Annotated in this window: 20 protein-coding genes; 6 read left to right on the top strand and 14 right to left on the bottom strand. The window is 38.4% G+C overall.

Translation table 11 applies throughout. The features are described from left to right. Positions 1-2 precede the first annotated feature (2 nt). The 8 genes from msbA to G0028_RS07230 form a co-directional block, all read right to left on the bottom strand. Positions 3-1,727, bottom strand: coding sequence for a lipid A export permease/ATP-binding protein MsbA (gene msbA, locus G0028_RS07265; RefSeq protein WP_130072607.1), 1,725 nt, complete (start codon positions 1,725-1,727; stop codon positions 3-5). Positions 1,728-1,730: 3 nt separating this feature from the next. Continuing rightward, positions 1,731-2,153: an ExbD/TolR family protein gene (locus tag G0028_RS07260; protein ID WP_130072609.1), complete on the bottom strand. Its 423-nt coding sequence runs from the start codon at positions 2,151-2,153 to the stop codon at positions 1,731-1,733. A 15-nt stretch (positions 2,154-2,168) separates the two neighbouring features. Then, on the bottom strand, positions 2,169-2,813 hold the full coding sequence (locus tag G0028_RS07255) for a MotA/TolQ/ExbB proton channel family protein (RefSeq protein WP_130072611.1): 645 nt from the start codon (positions 2,811-2,813) through the stop codon (positions 2,169-2,171). A gap of 47 nt (positions 2,814-2,860) precedes the next feature. Further along, positions 2,861-3,745 (bottom strand): ParB/RepB/Spo0J family partition protein, encoded by an 885-nt coding sequence (locus G0028_RS07250; RefSeq protein ID WP_130072613.1) that lies wholly within the window; start codon positions 3,743-3,745, stop codon positions 2,861-2,863. Next, positions 3,742-4,524, bottom strand: coding sequence for a ParA family protein (locus G0028_RS07245; protein ID WP_130072615.1), 783 nt, complete (start codon positions 4,522-4,524; stop codon positions 3,742-3,744). The genes G0028_RS07250 and G0028_RS07245 overlap by 4 nt, the downstream gene beginning before the upstream one ends. Positions 4,525-4,548: 24 nt before the next feature. After that, complete coding sequence (rsmG, locus tag G0028_RS07240; protein WP_130072617.1) at positions 4,549-5,181, bottom strand: 16S rRNA (guanine(527)-N(7))-methyltransferase RsmG; 633 nt, start codon at positions 5,179-5,181, stop codon at positions 4,549-4,551. A 105-nt stretch (positions 5,182-5,286) separates the two neighbouring features. Continuing rightward, positions 5,287-5,976, bottom strand: coding sequence for an N-acetylmuramate alpha-1-phosphate uridylyltransferase MurU (gene murU / locus G0028_RS07235; protein WP_180045343.1), 690 nt, complete (start codon positions 5,974-5,976; stop codon positions 5,287-5,289). Next, positions 5,977-6,990 (bottom strand): aminoglycoside phosphotransferase family protein, encoded by a 1,014-nt coding sequence (locus G0028_RS07230; RefSeq protein WP_180045342.1) that lies wholly within the window; start codon positions 6,988-6,990, stop codon positions 5,977-5,979. A gap of 119 nt (positions 6,991-7,109) precedes the next feature. Here G0028_RS07230 and G0028_RS07225 point away from each other — a divergent pair, with 119 nt between their 5' ends. Next, positions 7,110-9,596: an LPS-assembly protein LptD gene (locus tag G0028_RS07225; protein WP_180045341.1), complete on the top strand. Its 2,487-nt coding sequence runs from the start codon at positions 7,110-7,112 to the stop codon at positions 9,594-9,596. After that, the gene (locus G0028_RS07220; protein ID WP_180045340.1) at positions 9,596-10,906 is read left to right on the top strand and encodes a peptidylprolyl isomerase; all 1,311 of its coding nucleotides are present in this window, start codon (positions 9,596-9,598) and stop codon (positions 10,904-10,906) included. The genes G0028_RS07225 and G0028_RS07220 overlap by 1 nt, the downstream gene beginning before the upstream one ends. Positions 10,907-11,530: 624 nt before the next feature. On the opposite strand, the gene hfq is transcribed toward G0028_RS07220, so the two are convergent. From hfq to tsaE, 4 genes are all read right to left on the bottom strand, one after another. Next, on the bottom strand, positions 11,531-12,049 hold the full coding sequence (hfq, locus tag G0028_RS07215; protein ID WP_180045339.1) for an RNA chaperone Hfq: 519 nt from the start codon (positions 12,047-12,049) through the stop codon (positions 11,531-11,533). Positions 12,050-12,142: 93 nt separating this feature from the next. Further along, the gene (miaA, locus tag G0028_RS07210) at positions 12,143-13,087 is read right to left on the bottom strand and encodes a tRNA (adenosine(37)-N6)-dimethylallyltransferase MiaA (RefSeq protein WP_130072628.1); all 945 of its coding nucleotides are present in this window, start codon (positions 13,085-13,087) and stop codon (positions 12,143-12,145) included. Between the two features lie 6 nt (positions 13,088-13,093). After that, a complete protein-coding gene (gene mutL / locus G0028_RS07205; protein ID WP_180045338.1) occupies positions 13,094-15,103 on the bottom strand; it encodes a DNA mismatch repair endonuclease MutL in 2,010 nt (669 codons plus the stop codon). An 8-nt stretch (positions 15,104-15,111) separates the two neighbouring features. After that, complete coding sequence (gene tsaE, locus G0028_RS07200) at positions 15,112-15,582, bottom strand: tRNA (adenosine(37)-N6)-threonylcarbamoyltransferase complex ATPase subunit type 1 TsaE (protein ID WP_180045383.1); 471 nt, start codon at positions 15,580-15,582, stop codon at positions 15,112-15,114. Between the two features lie 236 nt (positions 15,583-15,818). On the opposite strand from tsaE, the gene G0028_RS07195 reads away from it, so the two are divergent. From G0028_RS07195 to G0028_RS07185, 3 genes are all read left to right on the top strand, one after another. Beyond that, positions 15,819-16,727, top strand: coding sequence for a pseudouridine synthase (locus G0028_RS07195; RefSeq protein ID WP_180045337.1), 909 nt, complete (start codon positions 15,819-15,821; stop codon positions 16,725-16,727). Between the two features lie 102 nt (positions 16,728-16,829). After that, positions 16,830-17,141 carry a type II toxin-antitoxin system RelB/DinJ family antitoxin gene (locus G0028_RS07190; RefSeq protein ID WP_180045336.1) on the top strand — a complete coding sequence of 104 codons (312 nt, stop codon included), beginning with the start codon at positions 16,830-16,832 and terminating at the stop codon, positions 17,139-17,141. A gap of 92 nt (positions 17,142-17,233) precedes the next feature. Next, on the top strand, positions 17,234-17,677 hold the full coding sequence (locus G0028_RS07185; RefSeq protein WP_130072638.1) for a GNAT family N-acetyltransferase: 444 nt from the start codon (positions 17,234-17,236) through the stop codon (positions 17,675-17,677). Positions 17,678-17,711: 34 nt separating this feature from the next. Here the strand turns inward: G0028_RS07185 and G0028_RS07180 are convergent, their stop codons facing one another. Next, positions 17,712-18,437 carry a pseudouridine synthase gene (locus G0028_RS07180; protein ID WP_180045382.1) on the bottom strand — a complete coding sequence of 242 codons (726 nt, stop codon included), beginning with the start codon at positions 18,435-18,437 and terminating at the stop codon, positions 17,712-17,714. Between the two features lie 138 nt (positions 18,438-18,575). Here G0028_RS07180 and G0028_RS07175 point away from each other — a divergent pair, with 138 nt between their 5' ends. Continuing rightward, complete coding sequence (locus tag G0028_RS07175) at positions 18,576-19,037, top strand: DUF441 domain-containing protein (RefSeq protein WP_174492909.1); 462 nt, start codon at positions 18,576-18,578, stop codon at positions 19,035-19,037. 95 nt (positions 19,038-19,132) lie between these two features. Here the strand turns inward: G0028_RS07175 and G0028_RS07170 are convergent, their stop codons facing one another. Continuing rightward, positions 19,133-20,116: an ion transporter gene (locus G0028_RS07170; protein ID WP_180045335.1), complete on the bottom strand. Its 984-nt coding sequence runs from the start codon at positions 20,114-20,116 to the stop codon at positions 19,133-19,135. Between the last annotated feature and the right edge of the window lie 218 nt (positions 20,117-20,334).

Raw genomic sequence — 20,334 nt, 5'->3', positions numbered from 1 at the left:
GGTTATTCCTCAAAGCTACGTTCATGTAATTGATGATATGCACCATGTTGCGCCAAGAGTGCTGCATGTGTACCCTGTTCAATGATACGCCCTTTATCCATAACCACAATCACATCTGCATTCTCAATCGTCGAAAGTCGATGTGCAATCACAATCGTCGTCCGATGTTCCATCTGCTCATCAAATGCTTTTTGAATAAAATGCTCTGATTCATTGTCCAAAGCACTGGTCGCTTCATCCAAAATCAGAATTGGCGCATTTTTCAAAATCGCACGGGCAATTGCAATACGCTGACGCTGACCACCCGACAGGGTTAACCCCTGTGCACCCACCTCAGTATCATAACCACGAGGTAATGCCATAATAAAATCATGCGCATATGCCGCTTTTGCTGCAGCAATCACTTGCTCATCGGTCGCACCTTCAAGCTGACCATAAGCAATATTCTCACGAATACTACGGTTAAATAATACAACTTGTTGATTCACGATTGCGATTTGAGTTCTCAAACAAGTGATTTCGATGTCTTGAATTTGATAACCATCTAGTTCGATTTGCCCTGAGCTAATCTCATTATAACGCATGAGTAAATTCACCAAAGATGATTTACCTGCACCTGAGCGCCCAACGATTGCAACCGTCTGACCTTTCTCAATGGTCAAAGTAAAATCTGAAATGGCTTGATAACCATCAGGATAAGTCATATTGACATGCTTAAATTCAACACGACCTTGCAACTGCGGTGTCAATGTCCCTGCATTTTTTTCCTCAGGTAAATCAAGCAATTCAAATACAGAATGTGCTGCAGCCATACCACGTTGCAATTTTTCATTCACATCCGTCAAAGTCTTAATCGGCTTACTTAACATACCTGCCGCAGTGATATAAGAGACAAACTCACCCGCCGAAATATCCCCAATAATTTCGGGACGTAGTGCAATCCACATGATAATACTGAGTGCAATCGACATGATCAATTGAACGATTGGACTATTGAGCTGTTGCACCACCACCATTTTCAAACCACGCTTTAAGTTTTCTAAAGAGTGATCCTTAAAACGTGTTTGCTCAGCTGTTTGTCCACCAAAACCTTTCACCACCAACTGACCATTCACCGACTCTTGTACCACATGGTTCACATCCCCCATGGTATTTTGCACTTGGGTCGATAATTTACGCATTCGTTTAGAGGCTTTACGAATAATCACCCCAATTAATGGTCCAAAAATCAAAATACAACAGGTTAATTTCCAATTGATATACAACAAATAGCCCAATAGAGAGATAGTGATCAAGCCTTGTTGTACGATAGTTTTAAGTGATTCTGTAGATGCAGCTGTCAACTGCTCTACGTTATACATAATTTTAGCTGTGATATGACCACTGCTATTGTCTAAATAATACTGCGCAGGCAATCTTAACAATTTAGCAAAGACTTCCTGACGAATATTAAAGATTAAATTTCGTGAAATCACCGCAGTGAAATAACCACCCATAAATAAACCCACGCCACGGAAGAACATGAGCAATACCACTAAAGCAGGAAATAGCGTCGTAAAACTACGGTCTTTTTCTTGAATGGCTGTGATGATTTTTTCAAGTAGTTTTGCAACAGAAACTTCTGTTGCCGCGTTTATTGCAAAACCTAAAACGACTAAAATCGCTATGCCCCAAAATGGCTTTAAATAACTTAATAGTCGTAAATAGACTTTGAAATCTTGTTTCACTAATTAATAACCTCGGGATGGAACTTTGGTGCTGATGTTGATATTAACAAAACCGAGTTGACCTGCAACATCCATCACGCGAATGACATCTTGATGGGTTGCTTTTGCATCAGCAGCAATCACAAACATCAGATCACGCCGATCTTGGGATGTTTGTTTAATTGCGGTACTCAAATCTGCTGTTTCTTTAGATGAAAGGGCCTGACCATTCACAGCATAATGTCCACTTGAGTCTACCACGACTTCAATTTTATGTTGGTAGTCTTTCGGTGGCACACCTTGCGCGTCTGGCAGAGATAAATTGATACGGCTCTGCTGTGTAAATGTCGTAGTTAACAACAAAAACACCAAAATAAATAGCAAGCAGTCAATCATTGGCGTTAAATTAATGTGCAGATCTTCAACACTTTTTCTTTTAAATTTCATTGAAGTTGCCTATTTCTAACCTGCAATTTTTAAATCTTTATCAGTTTGTATTGTATCATTTTGTTGATAAAACAAAGCTGCGTGAAATAAAGTTGCTTGCTGCTCAAGCTCTGCTACATATTCTTGCACTAAACGTTGAAAATAACGATATGCAAACAATGCAGGAATTGCAATTAGCATCCCTGCCGCCGTGGTAATCAGCGCTTTTGAGATTCCAGGAATCATCATGGTTGGATTGGAACTTGATCCTAAATCAATCACCAAAAAGGATTCAATAATTCCTACAACCGTTCCCAACAACCCTAATAATGGCGCAGCAGCACTCAAGGTGCCTAAAAAATTAATATTTTTCTCTAAATATGAAATTTCACGAGATGCCGTAGCTTCCATTTGTGCGCGTGCAAATTGCTCACCCTTACTCGCTGCATCCAAACCTTCATGAAAAATAAATCCCAATGAACTTTGGCTCGCATTTTGGTCTGCTTTTAAGTTGTCAATCACCACAGACACTGGCTGATTTTTTTGAATCAGCAATTTTTTTGGCAAGACAACTACACGCCGCAAACGAATGAAACGTTCAATTGAAATAGCAACGGTAAAGATTGAGCACAATACAAGCGGCAGCATCAGCCAACCGCCCGCTTTGACGAGTTCCCACATGTTTATTTCCCCAAATTTAATTTTTAAAACATGATCTATAAATTTTATTATTCAGCTAAACAAATATTTAAAATGCCATCTAACTCATCCAGTGAGTTATAACTGATTACAAGTTTACCTTTTCCTTGCTTATTGTAATCAAGTTTGACATTTGCACTAAAACGCTCAGCAAGTTTTTGTGTTAACTGCTCAACGTCAGGTGCGATCTGTTTAACTTTATCTTGCTTCGGCGTATTCCAATCACGCACCAATTGCTCAGTTTGACGTACAGATAAACTTTTTTCGATGACTATTTTAGCAATCTGCAATTGATCTTTGGCTTTGAGGGTTAAAATAGCACGTGCATGCCCCATATCCAAAGCACCTTGCTGCATCAAATCTTTAATTTCATCCGCTAAACTTAAGAGACGCAATAAATTACTGACTGTAGTACGCGCTTTACCCACCGTCTCTGCAATTTCTTGATGGCTTAAACCAAACTCTTCATGAAAACGCTGCAATGCCAATGCTTGGTCTATTGGATTCAGATCTTGGCGCTGAATATTTTCAATCAATGCCAAAGCAATGGCAACTTGATCGGTCAAATCACGTACAATCGCAGGTATCTCAGTTAATCCCGCAATTTGCGCTGCACGCCAGCGACGTTCACCCGCAATAATTTCATAGGGTATAGCAGAATCATCAACAGGACGAATCACAATCGGCTGCATTACACCATGCTTTTGAATCGACGCTGCCAGCTCTTGTAAATCTTGTTCATGAATAAAACGGCGAGGTTGATACTCCCCTCGTTTTAACTGACTGACATCAATTTGTTTCAACTGACCATGATCTAAGGCTTGTGCTTCAAGTTGTAATTTTTCTTTTTGAATTGAGCCCAATAATGCATCTAAACCACGACCTTTTGCCAAGCCTCGTTTTTTAATGGTCATGCTTTGCTTCCTTTTTTCACTTTACTTTTTTTCAACATTTCTGCGGCTAAGTTAAGATAAGCAACCGCACCCTTAGAGCTTTTTTCAAAATAAATAATCGGTAAACCATGTGCAGGGGCTTCAGCCAAGCGTACATTACGCGGAATGACCGTTTCGTAAAGTTTTTTACCAAAATATTGTTCAAGCTCTGCCGATACATCACGGGTTAAGGCATTACGTGCATCATACATGGTACGTAACACACCAATAATCTCTAACTCAGGATTTAAAGCTTGTTGAATTTTATCAATTGTTTGTGTGAGATCTGCTAAACCTTCTAAGGCATAATATTCACATTGCATTGGAATCAATACACCATGTACTGCCGCCAAAGCATTCACAGTAATCAAACTTAAACTTGGTGCACAATCGACAATAATATAATCAAACTGATGCTCTATCTCTTTTAACGCTTCACGCAGAATAAACTCACGCCCATCCTGATCTGCGATCGCCAACTCGACACCCGCCAAATCACGATTTGAGCCCAAAACTTTATAACCCACTTCTGCTTTGCTAATCGCTGTTTCAATAGGCACTTCACCTAACAAAACATCCGTAACAGAATACAATAGGTCATTTTTTTGAATGCCTGAACCCATCGTTGCATTGCCCTGTGAGTCCATATCCACCAATAAAACACGCTTCTTTAAAACTGCCAAAGAAGCAGCCAAGTTCACTGCTGTTGTGGTTTTACCTACGCCACCTTTTTGGTTTGCGATTGCTAAAATTTGAGCCATGGTAACCCCAATGCTTAAGATGAGTTAAATTTGTTTTAATAAAAGAAGATGACGCTGTTCGTCTAAACGCGGCACATGCAATTCGATAATGTCACAACTAAACTGTGCTTTCAGCTGTGCAACTTCATCATCAGGAATGAGACCTTTCATCGATGCAATAATACTCTCAGCATGCATAAATGGTTTTGACGCTGCAACAAAGTCGGTGAGTGATGCAAAGGCACGGCTTGTAATAACATCAAATTGACCCAACGCTTGAATGCTGTCTTCATTTTCCACACGAGTTTGTACTGCAACGACATTTTGTAATTTTAAGTCTGCAATAAATTGTTTTAAGAACCGAATTTTTTTACCATTTGAATCTAGCAATACACATTGGCGTTCAGGCTGACACAACGCAATGATCATGCCAGGCATACCACCACCTGTACCAATATCGAGCAATCGACCTTCAGGTAAAACATTTAAAATGCTTAAACTATCCAGAAGATGTTTCACCAACATTTCTTTAGGATCACGAATCGCGGTTAGATTATACGCTTTGTTCCACAGCACAAGCGCATCTTGATACTTTAATAAAAGTCCGAGTGCTTCATCGCTGAGTTTTAACCCAAGCTTTTCACTGCCTTGCTTTAAGTCTTGAAAATATGGATGCATAAACACGCAACATCTCTAAAAAATTATTCAAAGTATACCGATTTCTTGAGCGTGGAACACTAGTAAACGATGAGTTAATACGCAATTAAGCAAATGAACTGCTACTTAAACGTATTCACCTTGTCGAATCTGCAAATCTAAAGCCGTTAAACGTTCAGGCGTACCAACATCCACCCAAGCTGCTGACATTTTTTCGGCAGAAATTTTCTGCTCTAACATCGCTTGCTTTAGTAATGGCGCTAAAGGTCGTTTCCCTTGTGCCAAACCATCAAACATTTTAGGATCTATCACCGATACACCACTAAAAGTAAGATGCTCACCCTCTACATTTTGATCAAAAGTATACGCTCGACCATTTGCCAAAATAAAATCGCCATTTGGATGCTGACTTGGATTTTCGACAAAAACCAAATGTGCTAAATCATCACCCAATTTTACATCTAATAATTGTGCAAAATCGAAAGTCGTCCACACATCGCCATTGAGCAAAATAAACGGTTCTTCACCAAGCAAAGACAAAGCATTAATAATACCGCCTGCCGTTTCTAAGCCCTCATTTTCACGCGTCCAACGAATGCTCACACCAAATTGTGAACCATCACCCAATGCCCCAATCAAGACATCGGCCAACCACGCGGAATTGATGATAATCTCAGTCACACCAATATTTTTTAACTTTTCGATATGCCAAACAATTAAGGCTTTTCCACCAACTTCAAGTAAAGGCTTCGGTTTGTATAACGTCAACGGACGCATACGATTACCCAAGCCTGCTGCTAAAATCATGGCTTTCATTTATGCAACAACCTCGTATTTACCATATTTTTGTTGAAAAGCAGGTAAAACTTTAACATGTATAAATTGCATAAATGGTTGTAGTTCTGCATACGGCTGAGACTCTTCCAGTAAATACCACATCACACGTGGTAAATCTTTAAGATAACCTGACTTGCCATCACGCTCGAACAAACGCACAAAAATACCTAAAATTTTAATATGACGCTGTATTGCCATGAGGTCTGCATCTTTTTTAAATTGCTCAAAATCGCGACCTTGTTTTTGTACTTCAGGCAACAAGTCATAGAACACTTTAAACCATGTATAAACACGCTCAGCATTCCACTGTACATAAGCATCACGGGTAATCGAGATTAAGTCATAGGTATCTGCCCCAATCACTGCGTCTTGGAAGTCAATCACACCAAGATCAGTCTCATTGTCTAACTTCATCAAGTTACGACTATGAAAATCACGATGCACAATGACTTGGGGTTGTGCTAATGCCGCATTCGCCAAAATTGCAAAAGTACGCTTAATCAAGGCACTTTCATCTGCACTCGGCTGAATCTTTAAAGAAGGCAATAACCAATCCGTGAGCAATTCCATTTCTGAAATCAGTTTTTCATATGCATACGCTGGAAAATACCCTTCACCTTGAATGGTTTGAAGTTGTACCAACTGTTTAAAACTTTGTAGATAATATTGATCTACAGTATCATCATTTAACAAAGTCGATAACAAAACATCACCAAAATCCTCAAGCAATAAAAAGCCTTGCTCAAGATCTTTAGCCACAATATGCGGTACACGTACACCATGTTGGTCAAAGAATTCATCAATCGACACAAAAGGTACACAATCTTCTTGTTCAGGAGGTGCATCCATCAACATAAATGTTTTATTATTCAAGCTAATTCGTGCATAACGACGGAAACTAGCATCGCCTGCTAAAAAGTTGATTTCAAATTGATCTGAATTGAGTACAGATGTTATCCATGTTTGTATCAATTGTTCACGTTGTGTTTTCATTTGCAATTAAATCTATTACAGGCTGTTTTTTTGAAGTGTTAAGTGTAGCTACTTATCAACTTTTTCTCTATGATTCGACAATAATTAATTGCGATCTGCATACTTGGTTAATGAGACAAATGAAGCATCAGTTTAAATTTAATCCTTTAGCGACTGCTATTTTGACACTTCTTTGCGGAAGTTCAGTATCCAGCTATGCCGAAGCTACGGACACTGCACCAGCGGTAGATAATGAAGCATTAAAGTCTGCCCTTCAGGAAAGTTATCCTGGACAGAATTTTTACGCTCAATACTATGTCAATAAAGATTCAGCACAAGCACAAGTGCGCAATATTGACAATGCTAGCAACCGCTACTGTGATGGTGTTTGGGTCACACCATTTAATACCGATCAAAAAGCAGCACCACCTGAAGAAACCACCTCCATCATTACAGCCGATCATGGCTATTACAATCCAAATGGTGACTCCACGCTTACAGGCGATGTCGTGATTGACCAAAATGGACGCATGGTACGTGCTGATGAAGTTGTGATCGACAAAACCCAAACTTTTGCTAAAGCCAAAGGCAATGTGCAAATGGCACAAGGTGGTTTAATCGCACAAAGTGACCAAATTGACTACAACTTAAAAGAACAAACTGGCGAACTCAATAATAGCTTTTATATTGCTGAAGCAACCCATGCCCATGGGCATGCAAAAAAAATTGAAAAAACCTCACCAAGCACAGTCGTACTCGAAGATGCAAGCTATAGTACATGCCCACCAGAACAATCACCAACATGGCAAATCAAAGCCAAACAGATTGAACTTAACCAAGATACAGGTCGTGGTGTTACTCGTGGCACGAAACTTTATATCAAAGATACCCCAGTTTTAGCTGTACCGTATTTTAACTTTCCTATTGATGACCGCCGTACAACAGGGATCCTCAACCCAACCTTCGGTTTTACCAATGATGGGGGTGTGGAGGTTGCCGTCCCTGTCTATTTAAACTTAGCACCAAATTATGATGCAACCATTACCCCTCGCGTGATCAGCGACCGTGGTGTACATGCATCAGCTGCATTTCGTTATTTGACAGAAGATTTTGGTGCAGGTCGTATTTGGGGAAGCTACTTACCTTCTGACAAAGAATATGATGATCAAGATCGTAAAGACTTACATTTACTGCATGCTTGGCAAATCAACGACCAATGGTCAACCAATTTAGAATATAACTACGTTTCAGATAAAGACTTTTTCTCCGACTTAGACAGTGACCCCAACTCACGTACCGAGTTAAATCAACGTCGTGCTTGGGAGTTAAATTATGGGCATGGTATTCCGGGTTTAAATGCCAAATTACGTGTCGAAGACTTCCAAACCCTAGATAAAAGTATTCCTGATGTCGACAAACCCTATGCACGTTTACCGCAGTTATTGGTCAATTATGTCAAAGGAAATCCGCAAGGCTTACAATTTGAGTTTAATAACGATACTGCGTACTTCCAAAAAGATATTAATGATTTTAATCAGATCAATAGTACAAATTCTTCCGTCTACCAACCCAGTGGTACACGACTGTATAATGAGTTCACGGCACGTTATAATTTCCGTAACCCGTGGGGCTTTGCAATTCCTCAAGCCAGTGTACGTACTTTAAATACTTTTTATGATCAAAAAACCATTGATCGTATCGATGCTGCAAATTCAAACCTAAGCAATGATAATAAAAATAAATCCGTAATCGTACCTGAGTTTACGTTCGATACAGGCTTAACCTTTGAACGTGAAGGGAAATATTTACAAACCATTAGCCCACGTGCATTTTATGCGTACGCACCTTATGAAAATCAAAATGGTTATCCAAACTTTGACTCTACCACTGCATCGATCAGTTATGATCAATTGTTTAACCCACGTCGCTTCTATGGACATGATCGACTAGAAGATAACAACTTCCTCTCTTTAGGGGTAAGTTATAGCTTATTTGATACCGTAGGTTTAGAGCGTCTACGTGCAGGTATTGGTCAAAGCTTCTACTTTTCAGACCGCCGTGTAACCTTAAATGACTATGAAAACCAAAAGGATGAATTTGACACAGACCGCCAGTCTGGTCCTGTGCTTAGCCTATCTAGTCAACTAACAGAAAACTTTACAGTCAGCGCTAACTCAGCGTGGATGTCTAATGGCGATAATGCACAACGTGATTTCCAACTGTATTACACAGGCGATAAAGGTAACCTGTACAATATTGGCTATTTCTACCGTGATTATTTACCAGACCGACAAGACAAGTACGACCAAGTCGTTGCATCATTTATACAACCTGTAAAAGACAATTGGCGTATTATGGGCCATGTTCAATATGACATGGACAATAATGTCGCACGTGAATATCTTGCTGGTGTGAATTATGAGTCATGCTGTTGGGGTGTATCACTCTATGGCCGTGAATATTTTAATGATTTAGATAATGTAAATGACCCTGATGTCAAACCTAAACGTGCAGTCATGGTAGAATTTACATTAAAAGGCTTAGGTGGCTTAAATAACAAATTAAGCTCATTGCTTGAAAATCGTATCTTAGGCTTCGATAAAATTAATCAAACTTGGACACATTAATGAAGACGCAAAATTTAAAACAACTTTTTAAGGCTACCGCTCTCGCACTGTTTATTTCTTCATCAATGCCGACATTTGCTGCACCCACTGACCAAGTCATTGCAGTGGTTGGCGATCGTGCAATTTTAAAAAGCGACTTAATACAAGGAATGGCTGAAGCTACTCACCAGCTACAAGCACAAAAAAAAGAAGTTCCACCTGCACAGTTTTTACAACGCCAAATCTTAAATCAATTGATTATTCAAAATGCACAATTGGAACAAGTCAAACGCTATAATTTAAAAATTGACGAAAAAACTTTAAATGATGCAGTACTAAAAGTCGCAAATCAATCAGGTTCAAATTCACTCGAAGCATTTCAACAAAAACTAGATGCAATGGCTCCGGGCACTTATGAAGGTTTACGTAACCGTATTTCAGATGATTTACTCATTCAACGTTTACGTCAACAACAAGTCATGTCACGCATTAAAATTTCAGACCAAGACGTAGAAAACTTCTTAAAATCACCTGAAGGACAAGCCGCTGTTGGCAGTCAAGCACATGTCATTCATGTACGTATTTCAGGTGATGCCAATGCCAATGAACTTGAAAATGTAGCAAAGCAAATCAAAGCTGAGCTCAATACTAGCAATGACGTTAAAGCGCTAGAACAAAAATTTAGCAATGCACACATTCAAGTCGAAGGTGCTGATATGGGTTTCCGTCCATTATCAGACATCCCTGCTGAACTTGCAGCACGCGTGAGCGCTTTAAATGCAGGGCAAACGACAGACCTCATCAAAGCACAAGATGGCTTACATATTCTCAAGCTCATTGAACGTAAAGGTAACGAACAAAAAGCTTTAGTTACACAATACGAAACACGTCATATCTTAATTAAGACGTCTGAAGTCGTAACACCTGAAAATGCTAAACAAAGTGCTGAGAGTATTTTTAACCGCTTAAAAGCAGGTGATAACTTTGCCACACTTGCAGCTACATACTCAAATGACCCAGGTTCAGCACGTGATGGCGGTAGCTTAGGTTGGGTAAGCCCTGGGATGATGGTGCCTGAATTTGACAAAGTCATGCAAAATACACCCGCAGGTGAAATCAGCCAACCGTTTGAAACACAGTTCGGCTGGCACATTTTACAAGTGCAAGATATTCGCAAACAAGACATGACTGCCGAATATCAAAAACGAATGGCACGTCAAATCTTAGGTGAGCGTCAATTTGACTCTGAACTTGATGGCTGGTTGCGTGAATTACGTGCCAACACCTATGTTGAAATCAAAGATAAAAGCTTAGATGATAAAAATAATTAAGCTCAATAATTTTATCAACAATAAAAAACCAGTCTAAATTGGCTGGTTTTTTATAAAAGTAGTTAAATCGCACTTAAAATCAAAATGCAATATTTAACAAATCACTTTAAATGATTCAATATATCTTCAAAATAGCATCGCCATTTACAATATTAGATTTAATTAAAATCGTAGATTCAAAAAATTATCATTTTACAAACAATACAAATCCTTACTTTTTATGAAAAATTAAAATACTCAACAGCCTACTTATAGCACTTGCCATAAGCACAAACAGATGTTGAAGGTAATAATGTAGCAAAATAACGAAATTCCACTAGCTCATGCATAGGAATACTTTAAAGTTGTTCCATATGTACAAAAATTAAATATCAGTCAAATTCAACAATACAGTTTTTGCTGTGATTCACTCTACAGTGATTTACAGTCAACGCATTGGACATTTATTGGTTATCTATAATTGAATATTATTTTTAGTACAAACAAACTTGATCAATGAATTGAATAGCATATAGGTCTCTACAATCATTTTAGTGCTATTTTCAATATATAAAAAAAATGGGCGCTTTCAAAGCACCCATTTCAATACATCAATTAAAATTTAATTCATGTCAAAATTATAAATTAACGATTGTTTTCGTCATCTTGTGAATCTTCAAACTTCGTTTCGCCTTCGAAACCAGAAGCTGATTGACCACCGAAGCCACCTTGACCACCGAAGCCGCCTTGGTTACCACCGAAGCCACCTTGACCACCGAAGCCGCCTTGGTTACCACCGAAGCCACCTTGACCACCGAAGCCGCCTTGACCACCAAAGCCACCTTGGTTACCACCGAAGCCACCTTGACCACCGAAGCCACCTTGACCACCGAAGCCACCTTGACCACCGAAGCCACCAGCTGCTTGACCAGGTGCACCAGCAGGCGCACCAGCAGGACGTGGATTACGTGCTGGAACAACTGTAGAAATCGCATGTTTATAAACCATTTGGCTTACAGTGTTTTTTAATAACACAACGTATTGGTCAAAAGATTCAATATGCCCTTGTAGTTTAATACCGTTTACAAGAAAGATAGAAACTGGAATACGTTCTTTACGGAGAGAATTTAAGAACGGATCTTGTAAAGTTTGACCTTTAGACATTTTATACTCCAAAAAAAAAATTAAATATCAGCGCAAAAACTATCTTTATTTTTCAATTAAAATTTATAAAAAAGATAGTAGGTAAATTTTGCTTTATCCATGTAAGTTTCGCAAGTCTTCTTGAGCTTGCTTTATAGTCAAATAGGTTTTAAATTGGTGAGATTCTTGCAAAGAACGTAACCAAGTGTATTGACGTTTAGCTAATTGTCGTGTTGCGTATAATGATTTATCCTCCATTTCTTGCTTGCTTTTAAGACTTCTATCACTATTTTTTAGATAATCTAAAGCTTGACGATAACCTACCGAACGCGCTGATGGCAAATTATCATTAAGATTATATTTTTCAATCAAAGCCTCAACCTCATTTAAAAATCCGATTTCCCACATATTTTTTAAACGAAGCGCGATTCTCTGATGTAATTCTACCCGATCTGGCAGCAATGCATAATTATGAAAACTGTAACGGTATGCGACATTTTTAGGTTGTTCTGCTTGTAATTTTGTAATCGCTTGCCCTGTCAGCTTATATACTTCTAATGCACGAATGATGCGCTGTTTATCACTCACTTTGAATTTTTCACCCGCAAGCGGGTCAACTGCTTTTAATTCCTCATACACAGCTTGCCAACCCTCAGCTTCAGCTTGAGCTTCAATTTCAGCACGCACCGCATAGTCTGCACTCGGTAAATTTGAAGATAAACCTTCAAGTAGGGCTTTAAAATACAACATTGTGCCACCTACAAGCACAGGTGTTTTGCCACGTGCATGAATATCATCAATCAAAGCACATGCGTCTTCAACAAACTCAGCTGCAGAATATACTTGCAAAGGGCTAATAATATCAATGAGATGATGCGGATATTGTTGCTGCTCTGCTTTGGTTGGTTTGGCTGTTCCAATGTCCATATCTTGATAAACCAAAGCTGAATCCACCGAGATCAGCTCCACATTACCACGCTCATAGAGTTCACATGCCAAAGCGGTTTTACCACTTGCAGTAGGTCCCATTAAATTGATAACAGGCATTTGATTTGACATGAACAACTACTCTCCTCGAGCAAATAATTTATCTAATTGTGCCAATGGAAATGCCCGCCATGTTGGACGACCATGATTACACTGACTGGCAAATTCGGTTTGTTCCATCTGACGTAGCAAAGCATTCATTTCAGATAAACTTAACATTCGATGTGCACGTACCGCACCATGACATGCCATACCTGCCAAAATATGATCACGTTTTTGTTGCAGTGCTTGTGCTTCATCATTTGGGTCTAAATCATTGAGTAACTCTGGCACAAGTGCTGCAAAGTCCGCCTTATGTAAAATAGCAGGCACCCCTCTAACAATCACTTGTTCATCACCATATTGGTCAATATCTAGACCTAAACGTTCAAGTTGCGGCTTTAACTCTTCAACTCTTGTGGCTTGCATTCGGGTAATAGAAATCACTTTTGGAATCAACAGCTGCTGCGATGTCCAAAATTCAGGTTTATCCCATGCCATTTTCATTTGTTGCAACAAAATACGTTCATGGGCTGCATGCATATCAACAATGATCAAACCTTCTGTATTTTGCGCCAAAATATAAATGCCATGTAGTTGGGCAATTGCAATCCCTAAAGGATATTCATCAACTGTTGTTCGCTTCATCGCATTTAGCGCTGCAACTGATTGGTCAAATGAAGCTTGATCAGATACCCCGTTATTCACCCCTATATCGGATGTTTCACGTAAAGGCGTAAGATAACTTTTTAACGCATTATTGAGCTGCTGTGTGCCACGATATTGCTGTTGTGGTTGATAATGCACAGCGTGTGGTTGATTTGAACTAAAATCAGTCAAAGCTTCAGGTTCAAGAGAGTGGTTACTCTCCAGTTCGCTTAGGCTATTTTGCTGCATGAGTTGTGACGTTGGCGTCATATCTCGGTGCAATTGAAATTGCTCTTGATAACGCGGTTGAACGGATTGACTCTGCGCTTGCACCTGCTCAACTTTCATAGCACTCGATAAATCAGCTGTTGCGGTTTGAAACTGTGACAATGTTTCTTTCGCAAAATGACGTACAAATTCATGCACTTCACGTTGATTTAAAAAACGAATTTCGTGTTTGGTTGGATGCACATTCACATCAATATTTTCAGGATCAACTTCTAAAAATAACAAATATGCCGCATGTTGATGCCCATGCAAAATCCCATCATATGCCATACGCAGTGCATGAGAAATAGTTTTATCTTTAACGATACGCCCATTCACATACACATATTGTAAATCGGCTTGAGCGCGTGCATCGGATGGATGTCCAAGCCAACCTGACAGACGCATACTGATGCTATCTGCATCGATCCAATACGCATTTTCAGTGAATTGACGACCGAGCAACTGTTGCACACGTTGGAAACGCAGCTCACCACTGTCCGCAATGGGAAGATTCAAACGAATATTCTCGTTATGCTCCAACACAAAACGAATATCAAAATGAGTCAAAGCAAGACGTCGAACAATTTCTTCAATATGTCCAAATTCGGTATTGGGTTTTTTTAAAAATTTACGTCGTGCAGGTACATTAAAAAATAAATCTTGTACCCGAATATGTGTGCCCTTTTGCGCTGCAATGGCTTGAATTTCCTGATGATCAAAAGCTGTGCCATTGACTTCAACTTGATAACCAACACCTGATTCATCCTGACTACTGCTCAATGTCAAACGTGACACCGCCGCAATTGAAGCCAATGCTTCACCACGAAAGCCCAAACTCACAATCGCTTGTAAATCATCGGCAGTTTGAATTTTACTAGTCGCATGCCGTGTCACAGAAAGTGCTAAATCTTCTGCGTGAATACCTTGACCATTGTCAATGATTTCAATCAAGGTACTGCCGCCATTCGCCACACGAATGATCAGCTCAGTTGCACCCGCATCAATTGAATTTTCAAGTAATTCTTTCACCACTGAAGACGGGCGTTCAATCACCTCACCTGCTGCAATTTGATTGGCAAGCGCAGGGTGTAACGTATGAATTCTTTTTTGGCTAGATTCCACTGTCGACATGCCGAAACCTATGCGTAATGATCCTGTAATTGTGTATAAAGTGCAGCATCATTCAGTTCAAGAATGACCTCTCGCATCTCTTCATGATCCGTTTTTAAAATGTTTAAAATCAAATCTGCTTGTGGAATTTCACCCCCCCCCTTAGATGGCCATTCAAATAAAAATAAAGCATTTTCAATATCTAAATAGTCACGAATCCCCATAAGTTCAAGTTCATAAGGGTCATTTAAACGATATAAATCAAAATGAAAAACATCTTTATGGTTGATTTTATAGGGTTCAACCAAAGTATAAGTCGGGCTTTTCACTGCACCTTGATGCCCCAATTGTTGCAACCAATAACGTGTCAGTGTCGTCTTACCTGCACCTAAATCACCAATCAAATAAATCACACCTTTTGCAAAATTTTCCGCCAAAATACGGGCGAGTTTTTGAGTATCTTGTTCGTTGCTGAGATTTAATTTAACTGAATACTGCATATTTGGCACGGCATGGTGAAAACAGACTAACATCATAACATTTCATAGCTTTCAATGTAAAAATTACTGTAGTGAAACAAAATATTTCATGTAATTTTCATTTAAAAAAGATCGTGGCTTAGAAATGCCCTGTCATTTTTTTCACTTTCAAAGGTATTATTTTAAATGTAATACTGCATCTGGCTTCAATTTTATCTAAAATTGATACGACCTTTTTAGCTTAAAATTACCGATTTATGTCCACCGCAAAATTTAAGCCACCGATGATTGACGGGGTAAATGCCAGTCAAGTCTATCTTCCTAAACTTACACAACCCACGGGAAAATTATTTGATTATTTATGTGAAAAATTTCCACATATTGCAGCACACGAATGGCAACAACGTTTCCAAGATCAACTTATTTTTGATGAATATGGTCAGATCTTAACGCTCAATACGCCTTATCTTGAAAATAGTCATATTTTTTATTATCGTTTTTTAGAACATGAAATTCATGTTCCATTTCAAGCACACATATTATTTGAAAATGATCATTTTATTGCAGTCGATAAACCACATTTTTTAACCATCAGCCCTACAGGGCAATATCTGCAAGAAACTTTATTGGTACGGTTAAAAAAAGCCACCAATAATCCTGATTTAACCCCAATCCATCGTTTAGATCGTGAAACAGCAGGCATTGTTTTAATCTCAAAATGTGCTCAGACACGGGGAATATATCAGCAATTATTTGCTGAACGACAAGTGCAAAAAGTCTATCATTCCATTGCAGCTTATCGCCCTGAACTCATATTTCCTCAAGAAGTTAAGCTTAGAATGGAAAAAGGGCAGCCCTTTTATACCATGCGTATCGTTGATGGCGAGATCAACTCTAGTACAAAAATTCAATTACTAGACCATAATCACACTTGGGCAAAATACCAACTTCATCCTGAAACAGGTAAACAACATCAACTGCGTGTGCACTTAAATCACTTACATATTCCTATAAAAAATGATCCGTTTTACCCCACCGTGATGCATAAGAATGAGGCTGATTTTTCTCATCCACTGCAACTGCTTGCAAAAGAATTATGGTTTAAAGACCCGATCAGCCAAAAAGAAATGCACTTCACTTCTTTAAAAGAACTGACAATTGAATGACATTGTAATGACAATATTGTGTTTTTTCATGTCTAATCATTGAAATTACATTTAGTTTGATTAAAATGAAACATCCAAACGACAGCAAATTTTGGCTCATTCATGCGAAAAACCGAAGTCTATCAAGTACGCCTTGATTCACAAGAAAAAAAACAGGCTTTTGCTGTTTTCAAGCAATTAGGCATTACGCCTGCACAAGCAGTTCGTCTTTTTTTCAAACAAGTGGTTTTAACCAAATCCATCCCTTTTGCGATTGAAAATCAAAATATCAATATGGAACAGTTATTGAAATTAAAAAAAATCAAACAAGAGCAAGCGCAACCTATAGAAGACAGCCCTCTTTCACATTTAGATGAAGACGATATTTTTGCTGAGTTGAATGCGATCCTGAATGAAAAAAGTGACAAAACTTAACAGTGTCTTATTTCTAAACAATTTTTTTGATTGAATATTCATTTTTTTCGTTATGCTCTCTTTACCACGATAACAAAACAAAGAGAGAAAAAATGATCGTAAAACGTGCTACTGAAAGTGACTTGCAACAACTTGCAATTTTGTTTGATGAGTATCGCCAGTTTTATGGTGCATCTTCAAATACATCTGAATCTTATCATTTTTTAAAACAACGTTTTGAAAATCAACAAAGTGTTATTTTTATTCATATTAAAGATGATGTCATTACTGGTTTTATTTTACTTTATCTTGGCTTTTCATCTTTAGCATGTTCAACCTATTATATTTTAGATGACGTCTATGTTACACCGATCTATCGACGCCAAGGTTCAGCAAAACAGTTGATCGATACTGCCATTTTATTTGCCCGACATGAAAATGCTTTACGCATTAGTTTAGAAACCCAAAAATCCAATTACCAATCTCATCAATTATACGAACAAATGGGTTTTGTGCGTGACGATGAGTTTTGTACCTATCATTGTTTTCTCAAATAAATAGACATTGGTACGTATTATTTTATGTGAATATTCATCCTAAATATTCGATACATTCACTTTGATTTTTTGCAGCTTGAATCTGTTGTTCATTTAAATAGACATATTGCCCTTGTTCGAGTTGTCCTAAATCTAGCAAACCCACTTGCTGACGATGCAAAGTGATAACTTTATTACCCACAGCAGCCAACATACGTTTGACTTGGTGATATACACCTTGATGAATCGTTAAAGACAGTTTATTTTCTGCAAGTTTTTCAGCCTGACTTGCCGCATAAATGCCTTTTTCATTGCGCAATTCCACACCTTGCAATAACTGTTCAATTTGTATTGGGCTGATCGGATCTGCAGTTTCTACAATATACACTTTAGGTACATGTTTTTTAGGATGAGTTAAAGCCTGTAAAAATTGACCATCGTCTGTCAACAACAACATGCCCGTTGTATCTTGATCTAAACGACCAATGCACTGCACACCTCGATTTAACAACAACTCATCCATTAAGTCGAAAACACTAAAATGATGGGTAGCTTGATGTGAGCATTCATAGTCTTGTGGTTTATGTAGTGCTAAATAAACCTTTTCACGGTACTGATATTGTTGAGCGAAAACCTGAAACTTTAATTGCTGTTCTGCTATTTTAAATTTTACATCCGTGATCACTTGCCCATCTATCTGAACCGCACCACTTTTGATTAAGTGTTGACAATGTTTACGACTACCAAAACCTTGTGACTGTAAAATTTTTTCCAATAACATCATCTATGCACCATGAATCAAGCCTCGCTATTGTAACGGAATCATGCTGGATTTTGTGATTTGAGATAAAAATTCGGTTTATTGTGATGATATCGCTATACTATTCATGTTTCCCACCAACACTTTTGCATCAGAATTATGAATTTTGCATCACATCTTGATTTAAACTTAATTGTACTTTTGGTTTTATTGGCATGTGGTCTTTTTAGTCATAATAGTGCTGTGACCATTGCTGCTGCCGTACTGATCATCTTTCGGATCACCCCTTTAAGCGAATATTTTTATTTATTGCAAAATCATGGTTTAAATATCGGGATTGTCATCTTAACCATTGGCGTACTTACCCCCATCGCGAGTGGTAAAATTCCTGGTGATGCGATTTTAAAATCATTTCTTAGTTGGAAATCTCTACTTGCTATCGCTGTCGGTCTTTTAGTGGCATGGTTAGGAGGACGTGGTGTCAAACTCATGACCAATCAACCCAATATTGTCGCAGGGTTGCTGATCGGTACTGTTGCAGGCGTTGCTGTTTTACGTGGCGTACCTGTTGGCCCCCTGATTGCAGCAGGAATTTTATCAATCATCATTGGGCTGTCTTAAGGCTTTAACCCCCATCTTGCTCAATGAAGACTTGTCTTATGCTCAATACCAATATACTTCATCAAGCTCTAGCTTTCTTATAGAGAGCAACAAACCTATTCAGGTAATTTATGCCCGCAATGTGGACAAAAACAATATTTATTCCGCTCACGTTCTAATGCTGCTTCGCGGCGTTCACGAATCAGTTGTAATACAATATCTTGCGTTTGTTCTGTAGATAATCCGACTTCTCTACGAATATTGTCTATTTTTTCTTCATCATCAATGATGTCAATTTCACAACTTTCCAATAAATCACGAAACTTTAATTCAAGTTGTTGTTTTCGCAATTCTAATTCATTGGCTAAACCATTGGCTAAAATACCCGCGGGTAATGCAGCCAAACCTACGCCAAGAATCGTAATAAGTGCACCTAAAAAACGCCCTAAAGGAGTGATCGGAGTGACATCACCATAACCGACGGTGGTCAATGTCACTACAGCCCACCACATGGAGGCAGGAATAGAACTAAATACTTCAGGTTGTACACGACTTTCAACCACATAAATGCCTGCGGCTGCCATCACAATCATGATCAATAAAATAAAAATTACGGCTTGAAATGAGCCTCTTTCTCGTTCAATCACACGCAGTAAAATCTGTAATGAAACAAAATAACGCGTTAATTTTAATAATCGCAATAATCTTAAAATTCGTAGAAAACGTAAATCGATATGCACAAAGAAGTTAATATACGCAGGTAAAATTGCTAATAAATCAATAATTGCTGCACCACTAGTCACATAGTGCCAACGCTGTTTCCATTCCGACTCAAAAGGCTTCTCTTCAACTACGCTCCAAAAACGCAAAATATACTCGAGACTAAACACCACGATGGAAATATTTTCAAAAGTATCAAAATAAACGCGATATACCTTATAAATATCATTAATGGATTCGAGTAAAACAGCGATCACATTACCAATAATCAAAAAAATCAGTAAGAAGTTCACTGCACGGCTAAACTTGGTTTCGTAGTCATCATTATGTAAGTTGTTGTAGACAAATCTGCGAAATGTATACCAAGCGGTTATTCTCATGCGTCATGCTTTGGAATGTATTTAAATTCTTATTATGGTAATACGCAGTTTTTCGCTTTACAAATGTTCATATCCTCACGACATACATTTTATACATTTTTAGATAATGCATACCGAACATTTATAAATAAAATTTTATAAATGTATAAATTTTTATTATAGTATCAATTACACTTATTTCTGTGCTGCTGCACAATCTCACCTACTACATAAATGGA

This window comes from Acinetobacter piscicola, from assembly GCF_015218165.1.
Taxonomy (GTDB): domain Bacteria; phylum Pseudomonadota; class Gammaproteobacteria; order Pseudomonadales; family Moraxellaceae; genus Acinetobacter; species Acinetobacter piscicola_A.
This window is presented reverse-complemented; position numbering and strand designations above follow the sequence as displayed.